At 39.5% G+C, this 17245-nt stretch carries 13 protein-coding genes; 5 read left to right on the forward strand and 8 right to left on the reverse strand.

Annotated features, from left to right (window positions below; all coding sequences use genetic code 11):
- Positions 1 to 81: 81 nt before the first annotated feature.
- Entirely contained in the window at positions 82 to 843 is a 762-nt protein-coding gene (locus QNI15_RS27465) for a CPBP family intramembrane glutamic endopeptidase (RefSeq protein WP_314034818.1), read from the forward strand.
- Between the two features lie 210 nt (positions 844 to 1053).
- On the opposite strand, the gene QNI15_RS27470 is transcribed toward QNI15_RS27465, so the two are convergent.
- The 5 genes from QNI15_RS27470 to QNI15_RS27490 all read right to left on the reverse strand — a co-directional run bounded on the left by QNI15_RS27470 (position 1054) and on the right by QNI15_RS27490 (position 6690).
- Positions 1054 to 2340 carry a porin family protein gene (locus QNI15_RS27470; RefSeq protein ID WP_314034820.1) on the reverse strand — a complete coding sequence of 429 codons (1287 nt, stop codon included), beginning with the start codon at positions 2338 to 2340 and terminating at the stop codon, positions 1054 to 1056.
- An 88-nt stretch (positions 2341 to 2428) separates the two neighbouring features.
- Entirely contained in the window at positions 2429 to 3421 is a 993-nt protein-coding gene (locus QNI15_RS27475; protein ID WP_314034822.1) for a hypothetical protein, read from the reverse strand.
- Positions 3418 to 4776, reverse strand: a complete 1359-nt coding sequence (bioA, locus tag QNI15_RS27480; protein WP_314034825.1) for an adenosylmethionine--8-amino-7-oxononanoate transaminase — start codon at positions 4774 to 4776, stop codon at positions 3418 to 3420. Before bioA ends, QNI15_RS27475 begins: the two co-directional genes overlap by 4 nt.
- Before the next feature lie 108 nt (positions 4777 to 4884).
- Entirely contained in the window at positions 4885 to 5508 is a 624-nt protein-coding gene (gene bioD, locus QNI15_RS27485) for a dethiobiotin synthase (protein ID WP_314034827.1), read from the reverse strand.
- An 18-nt stretch (positions 5509 to 5526) separates the two neighbouring features.
- The gene (locus QNI15_RS27490; RefSeq protein WP_314034829.1) at positions 5527 to 6690 is read right to left on the reverse strand and encodes an aminotransferase class I/II-fold pyridoxal phosphate-dependent enzyme; all 1164 of its coding nucleotides are present in this window, start codon (positions 6688 to 6690) and stop codon (positions 5527 to 5529) included.
- Between the two features lie 181 nt (positions 6691 to 6871).
- On the opposite strand from QNI15_RS27490, the gene QNI15_RS27495 reads away from it, so the two are divergent.
- Positions 6872 to 7522 (forward strand): porin family protein, encoded by a 651-nt coding sequence (locus QNI15_RS27495; RefSeq protein WP_314034830.1) that lies wholly within the window; start codon positions 6872 to 6874, stop codon positions 7520 to 7522.
- Between the two features lie 37 nt (positions 7523 to 7559).
- Here the strand turns inward: QNI15_RS27495 and QNI15_RS27500 are convergent, their stop codons facing one another.
- Positions 7560 to 8207 (reverse strand): AlbA family DNA-binding domain-containing protein, encoded by a 648-nt coding sequence (locus QNI15_RS27500; protein WP_313980961.1) that lies wholly within the window; start codon positions 8205 to 8207, stop codon positions 7560 to 7562.
- A 187-nt stretch (positions 8208 to 8394) separates the two neighbouring features.
- Here QNI15_RS27500 and QNI15_RS27505 point away from each other — a divergent pair, with 187 nt between their 5' ends.
- The gene (locus QNI15_RS27505) at positions 8395 to 9912 is read left to right on the forward strand and encodes an RtcB family protein (RefSeq protein ID WP_314034832.1); all 1518 of its coding nucleotides are present in this window, start codon (positions 8395 to 8397) and stop codon (positions 9910 to 9912) included.
- Positions 9913 to 11449: 1537 nt separating this feature from the next.
- Here QNI15_RS27505 and QNI15_RS27510 read toward each other — a convergent pair.
- Positions 11450 to 14398 (reverse strand): DEAD/DEAH box helicase, encoded by a 2949-nt coding sequence (locus tag QNI15_RS27510; protein ID WP_314034834.1) that lies wholly within the window; start codon positions 14396 to 14398, stop codon positions 11450 to 11452.
- 218 nt (positions 14399 to 14616) lie between these two features.
- Between QNI15_RS27510 and QNI15_RS27515 the strand changes: the two genes are divergently transcribed.
- Positions 14617 to 15522: a S66 peptidase family protein gene (locus QNI15_RS27515; protein ID WP_314034836.1), complete on the forward strand. Its 906-nt coding sequence runs from the start codon at positions 14617 to 14619 to the stop codon at positions 15520 to 15522.
- Between the two features lie 12 nt (positions 15523 to 15534).
- Here QNI15_RS27515 and QNI15_RS27520 read toward each other — a convergent pair whose 3' ends face one another.
- The gene (locus QNI15_RS27520; RefSeq protein ID WP_314034838.1) at positions 15535 to 15876 is read right to left on the reverse strand and encodes a hypothetical protein; all 342 of its coding nucleotides are present in this window, start codon (positions 15874 to 15876) and stop codon (positions 15535 to 15537) included.
- A 567-nt stretch (positions 15877 to 16443) separates the two neighbouring features.
- Here QNI15_RS27520 and QNI15_RS27525 point away from each other — a divergent pair.
- On the forward strand, positions 16444 to 17181 hold the full coding sequence (locus tag QNI15_RS27525; RefSeq protein WP_314034840.1) for a polyprenol monophosphomannose synthase: 738 nt from the start codon (positions 16444 to 16446) through the stop codon (positions 17179 to 17181).
- Positions 17182 to 17245: the final 64 nt, after the last annotated feature.

Consider the following 17245-nt stretch of genomic DNA (forward strand, 5'->3'; position numbering starts at 1 on the left):
GGGTTAAGTGTGTTGCTTTTTGAAGCAAAAGTTGTATATATGTATATCTCTATTATTGATTATCGTTCCAGATGAATTTTTATGAATGTAATTAAGCCACTTAACTTAATTCAATCTATCCTTTTGTTTACTGGATCGGCATTGGTATTCAGAATTTGTATTTACAATCTTATGCCATTATTGCAGGCAAGTGGTTTTTCTGATTTTTGGGCCTTTATTAGTAGTTATAGTATTCCTTTGTTACTAATGATTGTAGCTACATTTGTAGGAATATCGAAAGAAGGTAACTTGGTTGAATGGCGAAATCGGTTGAGATTCAAAAAACTCTCATTTAAGGGTATTATAATTTGTATTGGCTTATTTATACTAAGCTTTCTGCTTACAGGTTTGCTTACTCCAACAGCACAATATCTCGCTTCCATAGATCTGTTAAGTCCACCTGATTTTTTACCTGAAATCTTAAATCCCAATAAGACCGTACCCGGTAAAGAGTTAGTATTTTTTATGGGTGTGAAGTTGCAAGGGGCATATTGGATAATCATCGTATATTTTCTATTCCTTACATTTTTTAATATTCTTGGGGAGGAACTTTGGTTTCGGGGGTATATTTTGCCAAGACAGGAGTTGCATTGGGGTAATACAACATGGGTTTATCATGGCATCTTATGGGGGTTATTTCATCTCCCTATCTATCCCTGGACAATAATCTATCTTTTACCTACTACATTACTGGTGAGCTTTGCTTCCCAGAAATATCAAAGTACCTGGGCTGGATTCATTATTCATTACCTGGGTAACGGGATTCTAGCTCTACTGCCTATTATCCTGGGAGTTATGAAATAAGCTAGTTGCTTTCTTTACCAGTGTATATGTGTATATCTCCAATGACAGAGCTATTGCTGACTTTATTGATTTTGACAAATTTCCAAGAGACCTGAAGGTGTTATCAGATTCAGATAGGAAGTGGTTCAATAAAAGAAGCTGTGTTCCTCAGAATAATTAATTTTAAAGCACACAGCTTCTTTTATTACCTTGAATTAAAGGTATACGATTCTACAATCCAAATGCATAACCTACACTGAGAGAAAAGGCTCCCTGAGAAATCTGATTATCGTTGACAAATAAGAATCTGTATTTGGTGTTGAGGATATTGGATGTTCCCAGGTCAAATCGCATGTCAACCGTCATACGATTGCGTCTGGAAGCTTTAAAGTCGAAGCCCAGACCCAGAATCACATTGCCATCGTAGCTCTGAAAGTAGTCTGTCTGATCAAGACTTTCACTGGCGTTACTTCTTTTAGAAGAAGCTGAAAGCAGGAATGCCGGTGCATAACCCAGGTTTATATATGGTTTGAACCGATCTTTACCCAGAATAAAAATGTTGACAAACACAGGTACTTCTACATAGTTAAGCTGGAAGTCTGTCTTTATACCAGACGATTGAGTAGTAACAGTTGCTCCTTTTGCTACATATAACATGTCCATGCCTAAGCCTATGTGGCTATACCGCTTTCCGTAATATCGCATATAAATACCGGCAACACCTCCCAGCCTTCCCCCCAACTCATAGTTGTTTCCCACATCTCCCACCCACACAGAAGACGCAACTCCTACCTTAACCCCTATATTGAAAGGTCTTTGTTCAGTAGTATAGGCTGGTTTGATTTCTCCTTTCTCATATGAAAGATCCGGTTGTTTTTCATCTGCATACGGGTTGGTGTTGATTACAACTACATCGTTTTCGGTAGAGGTAATCGGTTTGAATGGATCATAAAATGTAATACCAATGATACGAGTCTGCCAGCTATAACCGATTTTATCTGCCCGAATAACAGCCATGCGTTGTTTAGTAGTATAGGCAACAGACGATTTTTTGAATTTGCTGTCAAACTTGCTGTCAAAGACAACTTTCACATACAGATAATCTTTCTTTTTGACATTGGAAACCTGCACATTGGTAAGGTGAATAGAAGGTTCAGATGTTTTTTCATAATATACATCCAATGTGTTCAGGTACTTATCGGCTTCCAGGTCTTTTGTATTGTCTTTATTAAAGCCAGGAGTAAGATCATCTTCAATCACGACCTTTCTATTAAAAAAGAGATGGTTATTGGATGATGCTGTATAAGATCTTTCAATCACGCTCTGAATTTCAGTGGTACTGGCTGCATTGAAGGTGACAAAGTTCATTAGATTTTCCAGTTCGGTTATATTGCCCTTGGCTTTGGATTGAATCTCCTGAACATCTTTGTCTGTAAGTTTGGTTTGTGCATGTATCCAGGTAAGAGAAATAAGAATAAATGCAAAAGAAAGGTACGCAGAGCGAGAAAAAATAGTCATAATATATAGTCATTTGATAGATTACATTCCTTAATCCGGATGACTTCAGTCTTTACCTGTTATCTGCACCTGGTGTTTCTGAGATGAACTAACGTTCTTTCGTCAGAAATCCATCTTCTACCTTCTTCTGAAGTATCCTGTTTTCAGAGCCAATGGTTACTGTTATCTTTTCTCCATACTGTACTTGCTGCTTTCGGGATATCCACTGCATAGGGTCATTACCTGCAAATGGATCATATACATAGCGATTACCCTGAATAGCAACTTTCTGAAGTACTACAGTTTTTTCGGAGCCAGAAACCTTGGCGTCAATAATTTCATAGTGACCATCTGATAACTTTTTACTTAATTTATCCTGTAACGTTTCTGCTGGAAAGAAGAACAGGTTTTGTATACGTTTGTCCCTAAAATCGAAAGTTGTAAACATAATTCCTTTCCAATTATGCTCCATATCTTCTGCAATGTTTGCCAAAAATACTGTTCCATCTGACTCTGGAATCAGCACAAACCGATTGCGTCTTGTTACATCTGCTCCTACCTCAAGTAAATCTGATGACTGAGTTTGAGGTTGGTAGCGCATTACATAAATGGCATCATCCGATTCTGTATAGACTGCATAGACATCCCCTTTGTTGTCAATCCAATACCCATGACTAGTAGTTCCATTATCAACAGGCAGCAAAAAGCTCTGCTGAACCGAAAAACTGGCATTCAGTATTTTGAATGAGGTTTGTAATTGTGGCTGGCTATAGTCATAGCGATACACCAGATACAGCTTCTTGTCAGGTGAAGATACAACATTGTATTGATATTCAAAGGGATATAAACGAGGCTGACCAGATAGAACGGCATTCTGAAAGCTTTGACGTACCGTTGCTTTGTCTGGACCGGATTGCATAGGGGATATTTGTACCGAATCAATCGTTTTATGATTTACTTTCAGTGTTGTATAATGTTTTTGCACACTGAAATCTTCCCAGCGAAATGGTTTTTGAGGAAGAGGAGCCTCTAATTCCTGCCCCTGAACAGATAGGATTGTGTATATAAATAATAAACCTGTATATAGCTGTTTCTGAATCATTCGTTTTCCACCATTTTGTTTAACAAATTTTCAATCTCCTGATAAATTACCTGTAGTTCTTCATCTGTAATGATATAAGGTGTCATAAGGTAAATAACATTTCCCATTGGACGGAGTAAGATGTCGTGTTCCAGAAAATAGTCATATAGGCTGTTGCGTACTTCGTTAAAATAAGATGTTTTCGCATTTGTTCTGATTTCGAGCGCTAACACAATACCTGTTTGCCGGATGTCCAGCACCGCTGGATGTGATGCTATATGCCTGGCAAAAGAAGCATGACTTTGTTCAATGCGGATAATTGCTTCCTGACAACTAACAGACAGTAGTAAATCCAGACTGGCATTTGCTGCTACACAGGATAATGGGTTAGCTGTGAAGGAATGCCCGTGGAAGAATGTTTTCAGCAAATCTTTGGTATGATAGGGGCGTTGTACTTCATCGGTACAGGCCGTTACACCCAATGGCAGTGTTCCTCCTGTTAAACCTTTAGACAGACAAATGATATCAGGTTTAATTTCGCAATGGTCAGAGGCGAACAGCTTTCCAGTACGCCCAAATCCTGTCATCACTTCATCTGCAATACAGAGTATCTGATGTTGTTTCGCAATACCTAATAACTGATTCAGTATTTCTGGAGAGCACATACACATACCTGCAGAACCTTGTATCAGGGGTTCATAGATAAACGCTGCAATTTCTCCACTTTCAGCTAATGTTTTAAACCGATGGATAACATCTTCCTGCACACGTGTATGTTCAATGAGATCTTTTGTATAGGTTTTTGGATTTTCCGGAAAAGGAATAAACTCAACCTCAAACAGGAATGGATGAAACGGGGTAGTGAATGTATTCCGTTCCCCTACTGACATGGCTCCAAAGGTATCCCCATGATAGGCTCCTTCAAACGCAATGATGCGTCGTTTTTGTATGCCCTGATTGTGCCAGTACTGAAAGGCCATTTTCATGCCTACTTCTGTAGCTGTACTCCCATTATCTGAGTAAAATATCTTTGAGATATTTTGTGGCAGGATTTCCAGTAAGCGTTCTGCTAGTGTAATAGCTGGCTCATGGGTAAAGCCTGCAAAGATCACATGTTCCAGCGTACGTGCCTGTTGTGCTATTTTCTCTGCAATGTATTCATTGGAGTGTCCATGTAAATTTACCCACCAGGAGCCAATAGCATCCAGAATTTTCCGTCCGTCAGCACGATGTAAGTAACAGCCTTTGGCGCCTGTGAGAGGTACTATTTTATGGCTATCGGTAAGAGGAGTAAATGGGTGCCAGATGGCTTTCTGATCCCGTGTCTTCCAGTCGTTCTGATCTATTTCTGGCAGATTATCAATGCTCGTACTCATACAATAATTATAACGTAATTCTTTCTGCCTCAATCAAGGCAGAGAGTAAGAAAATAAAAAAGGGTTATAGTTCCGAGAAGAAAATGTAAAAGTATATTCGACAACTACTTACACAATAAAGGAGTTTTTCAATTGTTGTGCATAGCTGAGTACTACTTCTGGAGTGATCTGTTCTTCCGGATAGACATGCAACAATAACGGATATTGACTGTAGTTCAATATAAACTGTTCGGAATCTTCATTGGCAGGACCATTAAATATAATTCCTTTTACAGGGATATTACGGCGTTTTAGTTCGTTGATAGTGAGTAGTGTATGGTTTATGCTACCCAGATAGATGTTAGCTACAAGAATAACTTCTGCCTCAAATTTTTGGGCAATGTCTATCACAAAATGTTGATGGTTGACAGGTACCAGCACTCCCCCAGCTCCTTCAATGATCAGTGTATTATGCGTATTGGGTAGAGACAATGTGTGAATATCTATTTTGACTCCTTCCCTTTGGGCTGCGGCATGAGGTGACATAGGATGTTGTAAGAGATAGGCTTCACTATGAAACTGCGACACTGAATTACTTACCAGTGTCTGAACTTTTTCTGTATCACGGGGAAAGCCAGCCTGAATGGGTTTCCAGTAATCGGCTTGTAATGCCTCTGTGACTATGGCACTGATCAGGGTTTTGCCAGAATCTGTACCAATAGCTGTAATAAAGTATAGTTTGGATGGATGCATAGTGGGTTGATTGTATTCTTACTTCTCAACAGATACAGGGACATTCTGGAGAACAGCTGATAGTTCTTCTATTAATGCTTCTATTTCCTGTTCTGTATTATACAGGTGTAGGCAGATACGTAATCGTTCTTCACCTTCTTTAACAGTAGGCGACAGAATAGGACGTACATCAAAACCAAGATGTTGTAGTTGAGTGGCAACCATTCGGGTACGTTGATTCCCTCCAATTTTTACTGCTTGTATAGGACTCTGTGAATCAATAAAATGGGTTTTCAGAGAAGGGTGATCTGTGAGTGTTTTTCGGAAAAACTGAATTCTTTCATGCAAAGAAGTTTGCAGATCTGTATGATCTTGTTGAAAGCGGAATGACTCTTCAATAGACACCAGACTATGCAGGGGTAATGCAGTTGTATAAATCAGTGGCCGGGCAAAGTTAATCAGGTATTGAATCAAGACTTCTGATCCGGCGATACAACCTCCATGTACACCTGGTCCTTTGCCGAAGGTATAGACCCTTGCAAATAGTCTTTTATGAAGATTCTCCATACAAGCAATACCATTCCCTCCCCTACCCCAAACGCCTGTAGTGTGAGCTTCGTCCCAGATTAGATTTGCCCCATATTTTTCACACAGTGTTACCAATTTCAGTAGAGGAGCAAAGTCTCCGTCCATAGAGTAAACTGATTCTGCTACCACAAAGATATCTCCTGTTGCCTTTTGCATTTTTCGTTCCAGATCATGAAGATCGTTGTGATGAAACGCAAACCGATTCGCAAAGCTCAGACGGGCACCTTCCTTTAGGCTGGCATGGATGTATTCATCGTAAATGATTGTATCACCTTTCTGTGGAATTGCTGAAAGGATAGCCGTATTGGCTGCATAGCCAGAGTTGAATAGCAATGCACTTTCAGACAGAAACAGGCTGGCAAGCTTTTTTTCCAGAGAGAGATGGTGCTCAGAGTTTCCGGAAATCAATCGGGAGCCTGTGGCACCATTGTGAATACCTGAAACGTTTGTATAGGCTTCCTGAATACGTTGATGTAAGGCTGGATTACGGGCAAGACCCAGATAGTCGTTTGAACAAAAATCTATTTTGTTTTTATCTGCAACAGATAGCTTTCTCAAACTGCCACTGGCTTCCCGTTGGTTTAGCTTATCCTTTAGCTTTTGTTGTATACTCATAGGTTGCAGCATTCTAAATGGTCAATAAATATATCTGAAAGAGAGAATGTTAAGTTTAATTGTTCTCTCCGGAAATAAGTAATGGCTACAAAAGTACGGAAAGACGAAAACAAAAAAGCCTTTCAAACGTAGATATCTCATTCTATTTTTGCACGTTTTATTATCAACTTACACCTATTTTATGCAGACAAAGCAGCGTTTTTTATTTTTCTGTACTTGTTTTATTCTATTGCTTTCTTTTTCAGGCGTGAAGGCTCAACAGCGTTGGAGTGTGGGTCCTCGGTTAGGTGCCACGATCTCAAAGATTACGGGCGATGCGCCAAACAATAGCTTTTTGCCTGGTTTCACAGGTGGCTTGTATGTTATGTACAGCGACATAAGCCACTTTGGAATCTCTGGGGATATCTTATTTGCACAAAAGGGGGCTAAATATGACTACAATGGTAGTAAGTTTATCCAGCGGATCAACTACATTGATGTACCAATTGTGGCCCGGTATTTTATGAATCTGAAAGGAAAAGTTCGCCCGAATATCTTTCTGGGTGGAAGCATTGCTTTTTTGCTTAATGCTAAGGCGAAAGATCGTACACTTAACGGCGTAACCCAACCTGATGTAGAGAATACAAGTTCATTTGCTAGTACAGACCTGGGATTTTTAGCAGGTGTAGGATTTAACTTCAAGGTTTCCAAAGCCCGCTGGGTGCAAACAGACTTCCGCTTTCAGCAAAGTCTGACTCCTATTCAAGTTTCTTCAGCTCCGGATCGTCGCAATACAAGTATCAATATATTGCTGAGTTATGCCTTTGGAGTAGGCAAAAAATACAGAAACTAGGGGTAAAGCTGTAACATGCCTTTGTAAATAAGGCATGTTACACTTTTCCGGAAAGATTTCTGGATGATAATGTATAGACTACATCTTTGTCTCTCTCAACTGGCAACACAATCTGATGGCTGGACAATTCCATCAACAGTCGGGTAGCTCTACGCTCTGAAATGTTGATTAGCTTTGCATACCGTTTGGCTGTAATGTATTCATTAGAAAAAAGGTATTTCAATAGGTTCTTCACATTCCCAGATTGCATCAATGTTTTATCTGCACCATTCCCATAGCTTCCCAGGTTACGGGCTGTTAGTTTTCCTGTAGGAACACTCTTATCGTGCATGCGTACATATACTGTCTCTTCCCCATCTTTTTCTTTCAGTAGATGAGGCTTGTCTTCACTTTCGGGTATGGTTACGGCTAGTATTTCCTTCCCGTCTGTGCGAATAAGCTCATAGCGAATAAGAATAGGCGGATGACAATACATATCTGAAGCCTCTTCCAGCAAGCCGATTATTTCTACTTCAGATTTTATTCCACATATTTTTTTATCATCTGTTACGCCTATCAGTAGTATTCCTCCCCCGGTATTGGCAAATGCAACTAACGTTTTGGCAATTTTGGCAGGATTTTCAATGGTGCTCTTAAATTCCAGTGTACTACTTTCGCCTTGCTCAATAAGTTCTATAATATTCAAGTATCCGAATGTTTTATAATTAAAAACGTTTCCCTTATCTTTGCAGTGCCTTTCAGAAAGGCGGCTGCTTTACCATCGGTGCCAGGCACCAGATTCCTCTTATTCAAACTCCACATCAGGAGTTGTGAGTCTTTTCAGACTTGCACGAATTTTCTTTTATACAAGTTTACTAAGATTTTGATTTTTGATGAAGCGAATTTCTTCATTTGAATCTGTTATTGGCAATGCCTACGGTATTCCGGTGCATCTATTTGCCAATGAACAGGTAAAAGTTGAAAACTCAGCCATTGAGGAATTGCTGGGTTTTCTTGAATTGCAGCATACCCTTGAACAGATACAACACACTGATCCCGATTTCTTCGGTACGTCAGATATTGGTATTGGTCGGGTTGCTATTACACCTGATTTCCATAAAGGATCGGGTATACCTATCGGAACAACAATTACTACAAAAGGGTTTATTCTGCCTCAGGCTATTGGCAAGGATATTAATTGTGGCATGCGGTTATATGTAACAGATCTGTCGGAAGACCAGGTTCGTTCTAAGCTGAAAGAGATGACAAAGCGAATCCGTCATGTATACTTTCAGGGAGGTCGTGAGTTGCCGATTACACCCCGCCAGAAGAAAGCCTTGCTTCAACACGGCTTACAGGGCTTATGGGAAACCAGTCACGAAACAGCAGGCAAGGGATTGTGGCGCCAGTATAATGCACTACAGCAAGAAACCGATCTGCAACGGGTAATAGATCGGGGGTCTTTGCAGGCTGGCGGTATTTTCAATGGTCTGGAGAATTATACAAGTATTGACTATACCTCCTACGATGCACAATTAGGCTCTATTGGAGGTGGCAATCACTTTGTAGAAGTTCAACGTGTGGCTGATATTACAGAGGGTGCTATTGCCTATGAATGGGGGCTTAAGAAAGATGCTGTTGTGGTGATGATTCATACTGGTTCTGTTAGCATTGGTTATCCAACAGCGATGGCTTTTAAGGACTATCTTACAGACCTGTATCCAACAGGATTGCGAAAACCTGATAACGGAATTTTGCCCTTGCCTATATCTGAGAAGTATGCAGGTTTTGTGGAGAACTTCTTTATGGGTTTATACAACGCAGCCAACTTTGCTTTTGCCAATCGGCTGTTTCTGGGACTGATGATGCAGAAAGTGTTTTCAGAGTTTTTCGGAGAGACGGACTTTCGTTTGCTGTATGATTCAGGCCATAACATGGTATGGCAACAGGAAACCGCTGGCGAAGAATGGTTCCTGCATCGTAAAGGAGCGTGTCCGGCACGAGGTGCAGAACAGCTACAAAACACACCCTTTGCATGGACAGGAGAACCTGCATTGATTCCCGGGTCTATGGGAACCTCATCGTTTATTCTGGCAGGATGTGGCAATGAGCAAAGTAATTTTAGTGCCAGTCATGGTGCAGGGCGTAGTCTATCGCGTGGCGAATCTATGAAATACGATGAGGCTGCCTTTGCAAAGTTTCTGGAAGAGTTTCATATCATTACACCTATTGATCCGGAGAGTACAGAAATCAAATCCAGGCGGGATATACTCCAGAAATGGCACGATGAATTGAAAAAAGAAGCCCCTTTTGCGTTTAAACCTGTACGTCCGGTTATAGATACACAACTGGAAGCTGGTATAGTTCGGCAAGTTGCTGAGACAAAACCCATTTTCACTGTGAAAGGATAGTTTAGCGGGCTATGGATTCTCATAGCCCGTTCTTTAGTATCTTTTAGAGTAGTAGTGAGTATAGTGTTCTCTTCAGCTTTTTTTATTTTTCATTTTGATGCATTTGTAGTTCTTTTATCTTGTAAAAATACTCTAGAAATGTTTTTAGTTCACTGGCACTCCCTTATAGATAAGGGAGTGCCAGTGAACTAAAAACTGTATTCTAAGGTATAGTATAATTAGTAAGCCTGTATTTTATTTGGTAATATGTTGATTTATAAATTTTTATACTATTTAAGGTTTTTTATTTAATTTGAAAAGTGCAAATTTTTTGATTGGATTTTTAGCTCGTTTTTAGTCCGGTTGTGAACTAAAAAATGAGCTAAAAAACCGGTGGTTCAAGTTGGGAAAGTACAATTTTCGAGCGGAGCTAGGATACCTTATCCTATGCCTCACTCCTCTGTTTTAAGGATAAGTCAATTATATTTGATAGCTTATCACAGTCTGAATCACGGATGACACGGATTGGAGAGATTTTCACGGATAGAATGCGTTCCCTTCATTGTGTGTTTTTACGAACGACACCCGGACAATGCCTGTATTCCGCCCCGATGTAGGGTTACACCCATATGTCTTATCGTGTTCCATAACTTTTCCAGAAATGAAGGATTTAAAGAGAGAGCACTGGTTCGAACATCCGTTCGGACCTAGATTGAAAGCAACGTCCGTTGCGTTGGTACAAATTGAGTTAAGTTCAGATGTGTGATTGTACACAAACAGGGTTTTACCCACCAACGCAGCATCCGCTCAATGCTGTCAAGGTAAGGGAGTGTATCTCTTTTTTTCATATTTCTTTATTGTCCTTCTGAAAGAATCTTGTGACAAATAGAGCCCTCTTTGGTTTTGGAGAGAAAGAATTTACTCCAGTCGGAAAAGCCGCCAGTCTTGCCACGAGATTCTTCCAGAAGGACAGATGAGGTAGTGTGAGTGGTTTTCTTACCTTGACAGCATTGATAGGACACGATAAGAGACGTGGGTGCGCCACTACAGATGTCGAATAAACCAGACTAGACGGATAGCAACGGTCTGGGCAACCTGCAAACAAGTCGCCAGTAAGCCAGAACCTGCAATCCAGTTAACGAGATCATACATGAGTCGTCAACTTGCGAACAGGTCAACACAGAAAATTACCTGCATACAGGTTGAAACCTGTGAACAATTGGAGTTCCGGTTGCACAGAGAGCCAACCGGAACTCCAGTTAAAATAAAAAGTAACCAGAGTTCCAGTTAAAACGCAACTTGCGGTGAATTCCGATCAAAATTATTCTGCGGTTTATTCACTGCAAAACTTTTTGTGATTGGAATAAACCGCAATTCATCCATTGACGGAACCAACTGGATTGCTTTTAGGAAAAAATAGTTTGTGCATAACTGACCGCATATATCAAAAGCCAGGTAAAAGAATATGGCTCTCTTTTACCTGGCTTTTGATGAACCAGAGTTCTGATAAAATATAGCATTTCATCAGAACTCTGATTAGAATGGAAAAGTGGATGAATTAATCAAGTAATGTCAGAATATCTTCTTTAGAAAGCGACTTTACAAAGGATTCCTCAGTTGTGATCAGATCACCTGCCAGACGCATCTTGTGTTGCTGCAGAGCCAGTATTTTCTCCTCAACTGTATTTTTGGTAATAAACTTATAGGTAAATACCGTTTGCTGCTGTCCTATTCGGTGTGCTCTGTCAACTGCCTGAGCCTCAATAGCAGGATTCCACCAAGGATCTAATATGAATACATAATCAGCTGCTGTAAGATTAAGTCCTAGCCCACCAGCTTTAAGTGAAATCAAAAAGACCGGAATATCCTCACTCTCCTGAAACAGCTCTACCTGTCCACGACGATCTTTGGTTTGACCATCCAGATATGCGTAGGTGATGTCTTTTTTATCCAGATGATGCCTGATAATATTCAGATGTTTTACAAACTGACTAAATATTAAAATCTTATGATTTTCACTAATACCTGTCTCAAGGCGATGAAGTACATCCTGCAATTTACCTGAGCTACCTGCATAGCTGGGATCAACCATTTTGGGGTGATTGGCAATCTGACGCAACTTGGTAAGTCCCTGGATTAATAATAACTGGGACTTAGCCATTGCTTTTTCATCTATATTCTCCAGAATTTTATTCCGGAAATAAGATTTAGCTTCTTCATACGCTTCCTCCTGGTCAGGTTCCATCTTACAGTACTGAATATGTTCTATTTTCTCTGGCAGATCCTTAGCCACCTGAGACTTGTGTCTGCGTAAAACAAACGGACGAATTATCGCATGTAATCGTCGTAACTTCTGGTCATCATTTCTCTTTTCTATCGGAGTCAGAAATTCATTCCGGAAGAATTGCTCATTACCCAATAGACCTGGATTAACAAATGACATCTGTGACCATAAATCCAGCGTACTATTTTCTATAGGCGTCCCTGTCAATACCAGGCGGTGCCGGCAATGCAGCTCACGTACGGCTTTGGCTACATTGCTCCCAGGATTTTTAATGGCTTGTGACTCATCCAGAATCACATAGTTGAAGAAATATTTTTTAAGCTGCTCAATATCAATACGTACTATACCATACGAAGTAATGATCACATCATAGTTATTGAACTGCTCTACATTTTTATCACGTTGTGTACCAATGTAAGTAAACACTCTCAAGTCAGGCGTAAACTTCTTAGCTTCCAGTTCCCAGTTGTAAACCAGCGAAGTAGGTACAATAACCAGTGAAGGCTGATCTGGGTTACTTTCCTTCTGAGATTGTAACATTGCCAATGCCTGACTGGTTTTTCCTAAACCCATATCATCAGCCAGACATCCGCCAAATCCATATTTCTTCAGGAAATGCATCCAGTTATACCCTGCCTTCTGATAAGGACGAAGCTCTCCTACAAACCCTTGAGGCATGGGTTGATCTTCCAGATGTTCAAATGTTCGCAACTGTTCCAGCTTATTGCTGATGGTTACCTGAGCCAGATTTTCACGATTCAGTTCGGCAACCAAAGCCAGATGATGTTTACGAATACTTACGGTATCACCGCCATCATGATTCTCTGAAAAAGCAATCAACTCTGAATACTGAGTAAGCCATACTTCTGGGATCACCGCAATTTCGCCATTGGGCAATGTAAATTCTCGCTTTTTACGTAGAATCAGATTCCGAAGCTTTATAAACGGCATCTCGTAGTCTCCAAACCGTACAGTAGCGTAGATATCAAACCAGTCACGGTTTTCATTGATCTGTACATTGATACTACTGTTTCCTATAAAGTATTTTTTACCATTGTTTGAACTTTGTTGCAGTTCAAAACCAGATTCTTTTATCAATTCACTATATTCATGCAACCAGGTAAAAGCTTCAGCTTTAGGTAATAACACCCGGCCATGTTTCAATTCAAGTCCTGTTCTCTTTAGAAACTCAATATTCTCTGTTTCCAGTTGAGGCTTTCTGCGAATCCTGTGAAAAATATACGAACCATTACTTTTCTCCAGACTTACACTTACAGGTGCTCCTGTTTCAGAAGCTTTAAACGTAGCATGACCATACCGGAATGACAGATCAAACAAAATCTGGCTTTCGCCATCCTCTTCTTCTGCTACAGCTACATTGCTTCCCTCATCAAAAAGCGAAAGAGCGGTTTGTTTGGCAGTATGAAATTCAGTAAGCAATAGCAAGGGCTTAGGTGCATAGCCTTCAGATTGAATCTCAAATCCTTTTGCATAGACATCAAAAGAAGCAATAAGAGGGGCTACAAACTTTTGATAATAGGTTTCCTCTACACTTTTGGGAATAATGATATTACTTCGGTTCAGGAAAGGACGTAGTTTTTTACCATCTACTTCTTTCGCAAAACTGTACAGTTTGTCATTGAGTACCATCCAGGCAGGTTCATCACACACAATGAACGCATTCTGAAACTGAAAGTTCACTTTCTCACCTGCATATTTGATGGTAGGGAAATAGACTGTTTCCGTTTCATTTCGGCGAAAGTGAAACAGTACAGTTGCTTTTTCAGGAAGTAAGTCCAGCTGTTTCCAGGTGGGATTACCATCACTACCCATGATAAAAACCTGTCTGTCTGTTAGCCTTTCGAGAATCTTTGACTTTTGAGAGTCTACATATCCTTCAATAGCTTGCTGCAGATCTTTGTCTCCCTTCTTAGAGTCATAGGTTTTAAGGAAGAAATCGGTAATACTGATTTTCTTATTATTGAATTTTCGATAGATCACATCCTGTTGAAGAGAATCTGTCCATTCGATCAGTTGAAAATCGGTTTCGTCAAGTCCTGCTGAAAACTCGTCTGCATTTTTTGAAGAAATATTCTGACATTTAAGTGTAAGGGTTCCTTTTTCATTTAGCTGTACGACAAAACTTTCGAATAGATAGCCTAAATATTCGTGTTGATAGATGGAGTAGACAATTTGAAAAGGTTCGGAAGTCGAAACGTTCATAATTGGTTAGGGCAAATGCGTCGCAAAATCTGAAAATTACGGCAAAAACCCTTTCCGTGCAACTGAAATTTTACGTTTTTTGCACAATCTTATTTCAATGGCTCCTTTGGAAAGATAGTAGGGCAGTATACAAAGAAAGAAGATAAACAATCTGGTAATCAAAAAAATATTTTACACATGTTCCTGGTAACAACTACACAAGGACAGATGATTTGGATATGATTCAACCGCCCTATTTACAAAAAGGAAGCAAAGTTGCTCTGGTTTCTCCTGCTAAAACAGTATCCCGTGAAAATGTACTGCCAGCTATTGAGATACTTAAAAGCTGGGGATTAAAAGTTGTCATTGGCAAGTACGCATTTGCAGAACATTTCCAATTTGCAGGAACAGATAAGCAACGTACACAAGACCTGCAAAAGATGTTGGACGACCCAGAGATCAAGGCGATTTTTTGTATACGGGGAGGATATGGGACTACACGAATTATTGATAATCTGGACTTTAATAAATTTCAGCAACATCCGAAATGGATCATAGGGTATAGTGACATTACAGCCCTACACCTACACATTCACAATCTGGGTATACAAAGCATCCATGCTACCATGCCATTACTCTTCACCCGTGATTCGGCACAATCACTACAGACTCTGAAGAGTGCATTAGGGCTGGATAAGACAGATATAAGAGAGTACCCATTGATTGCCAAACGCAAAGGTACAGCTAATGGACAGCTTATTGGGGGAAATCTGTCTCTGATGGTTAGTTGTATTGGTACAGCATCAGATGTAGATACAGCTGGAAAAATTCTCTTTCTTGAAGATATAGATGAGTATCTTTATCATATTGATCGTATGATGATACAACTGAAACGGGCAGGTAAATTACGAAATCTGGCTGGATTAATTGTTGGACACTTTACAGCAATGAAAGACAATGATAAACCTTTCGGTAAAGAGGTCAATGAGATCATATGGGATGCAGTAAAAGAATATAACTATCCGGTATGTTTTGGCTTTCCAACTGGACACGACGCTGAAAACCATGCCCTTGTTTGTGGAAGCACTATTCAATTTACTGTGCATAGCAAACAAGTTAGTTTACTATCCCCTATTATTTCCTGAATTTAATTTTATTCAGGAAGCATGTGCCGCATTGGCAGATGCATTCAGTTTAACGACCAGATCATTCAATGCATCAATCCATGTCTTTCCTGTGCCGGATATATGCAATTGTCTCACCGGATCATAGACATTCAGATTTACAGTTGTACGAAATAACCCTTTTTTTTCGTCAAAAAAATTCGTCCCTTCCATCGGTTTGGTAACATTGAAGCCTATCTCTTGCAGAATCTCTAAAAGATTTTTAGGCATCTTGCGCAAAAAGTGCCAGAATTTCTTCTCCTCTGGAATCCCAACAAAAGTAAAATCATTAAAAAGAACAAATGTGTTCTTTTGTGGATAGTAAATAAGATGCATTATTCCCTAGCTTTTGGTTGGTTTGAGTATGCCTTTTGTTCAATTTTACAGTATCATACTATCATTATTTATATGACACTTTCCAAGGCTTCCAAAAAAGTATGTCAAAGATACTTACTTAATTATCGTTAGCATATCAGATGTAAGATATTAGAGTTTTTTCTGCACGCTAAATGCAATAAATCTACTACAATGATTTCCGGAACAGGTATTTTGTATTTAAATACTAATTATTGGAGCCAACACACTTTGTTTTTGTGATTTAAAATTCTAAAAAGATATAAAAAATCTTTTTTAAGTAACAGATTAATAACACAACCAAAAGTATGCCTGTAAAAGCCTGATGTATGAAATATCGAAAGAATGCAGGTATTTTTTTTGCCCTCCATCGGTTTTGTTTGTTTACTTTCAGTATTGCCTGCTTGAAAACCTAGCTGTGTATTTCTCTTTCAATTACACTTTCACCTTTTTGTAGATATTGTTTTTTAGGAAGAAAGTAGGCGTTGTTAGGGAAATAGATTAGATTTGCAACTTGGCTATCTTATAACTATTGATTCTTTGTTCTCAGTGAAAGAGTGCATTGTTGTTATCCCAACCTATAACGAGATTGAAAATATTGAAGAAATCATCAGGGCAGTATTTGTTCTCCCTGTTTTGTTTCATATTCTGATTGTAGATGATGGGTCTCCGGATGGCACAGCACAAAAGGTAAAAGAACTTCAGGAGGAGTTTCCTGGTCGGTTATTAATGGAACAAAGACAAGGTAAGTTAGGATTGGGAACAGCTTATATACATGGTTTTGGTTATGCGCTCCGGCATGGTTACCAGTATATTTTTGAGATGGATGCCGACTTTTCTCATAATCCTCAAGATTTGTTAAGACTGTATCAGGTTTGTGCGGAAGACGGCTATGACCTTGCCATAGGTTCACGCTATATTACAGGTGTCAATGTAGTTAACTGGCCAATGAGTCGTGTACTTATGTCTTATTGTGCAGGTAAGTATGTACAGTTTATTACTGGAATGCCCATTCGGGATGCAACAGCCGGCTTTAAATGTTATCACCGGAAAGTACTTGAAACCATTAATCTGAATAAGATCCGATTTGTAGGCTATGCGTTTCAGATAGAAATGAAGTTTTCAACCTGGAAATATGGTTTTAAAATCAAGGAAGTACCCATTATTTTTACAGACCGTGCCAAAGGACAATCCAAGATGTCAATCCGGATATTTCGGGAAGCTATTTTTGGAGTGATTCAGATGAAAATCCGAAGCTGGTTTAAGAATTATAATAGTACTGTATAATAAATATACTGATTTATTGTACTATAGTGAGAGTTATTGTGTGAACAAAAACTTTTTCATTTGT

This window comes from Xanthocytophaga flava (genome assembly GCF_030068545.1).
GTDB lineage: Bacteria > Bacteroidota > Bacteroidia > Cytophagales > 172606-1 > Xanthocytophaga > Xanthocytophaga flava.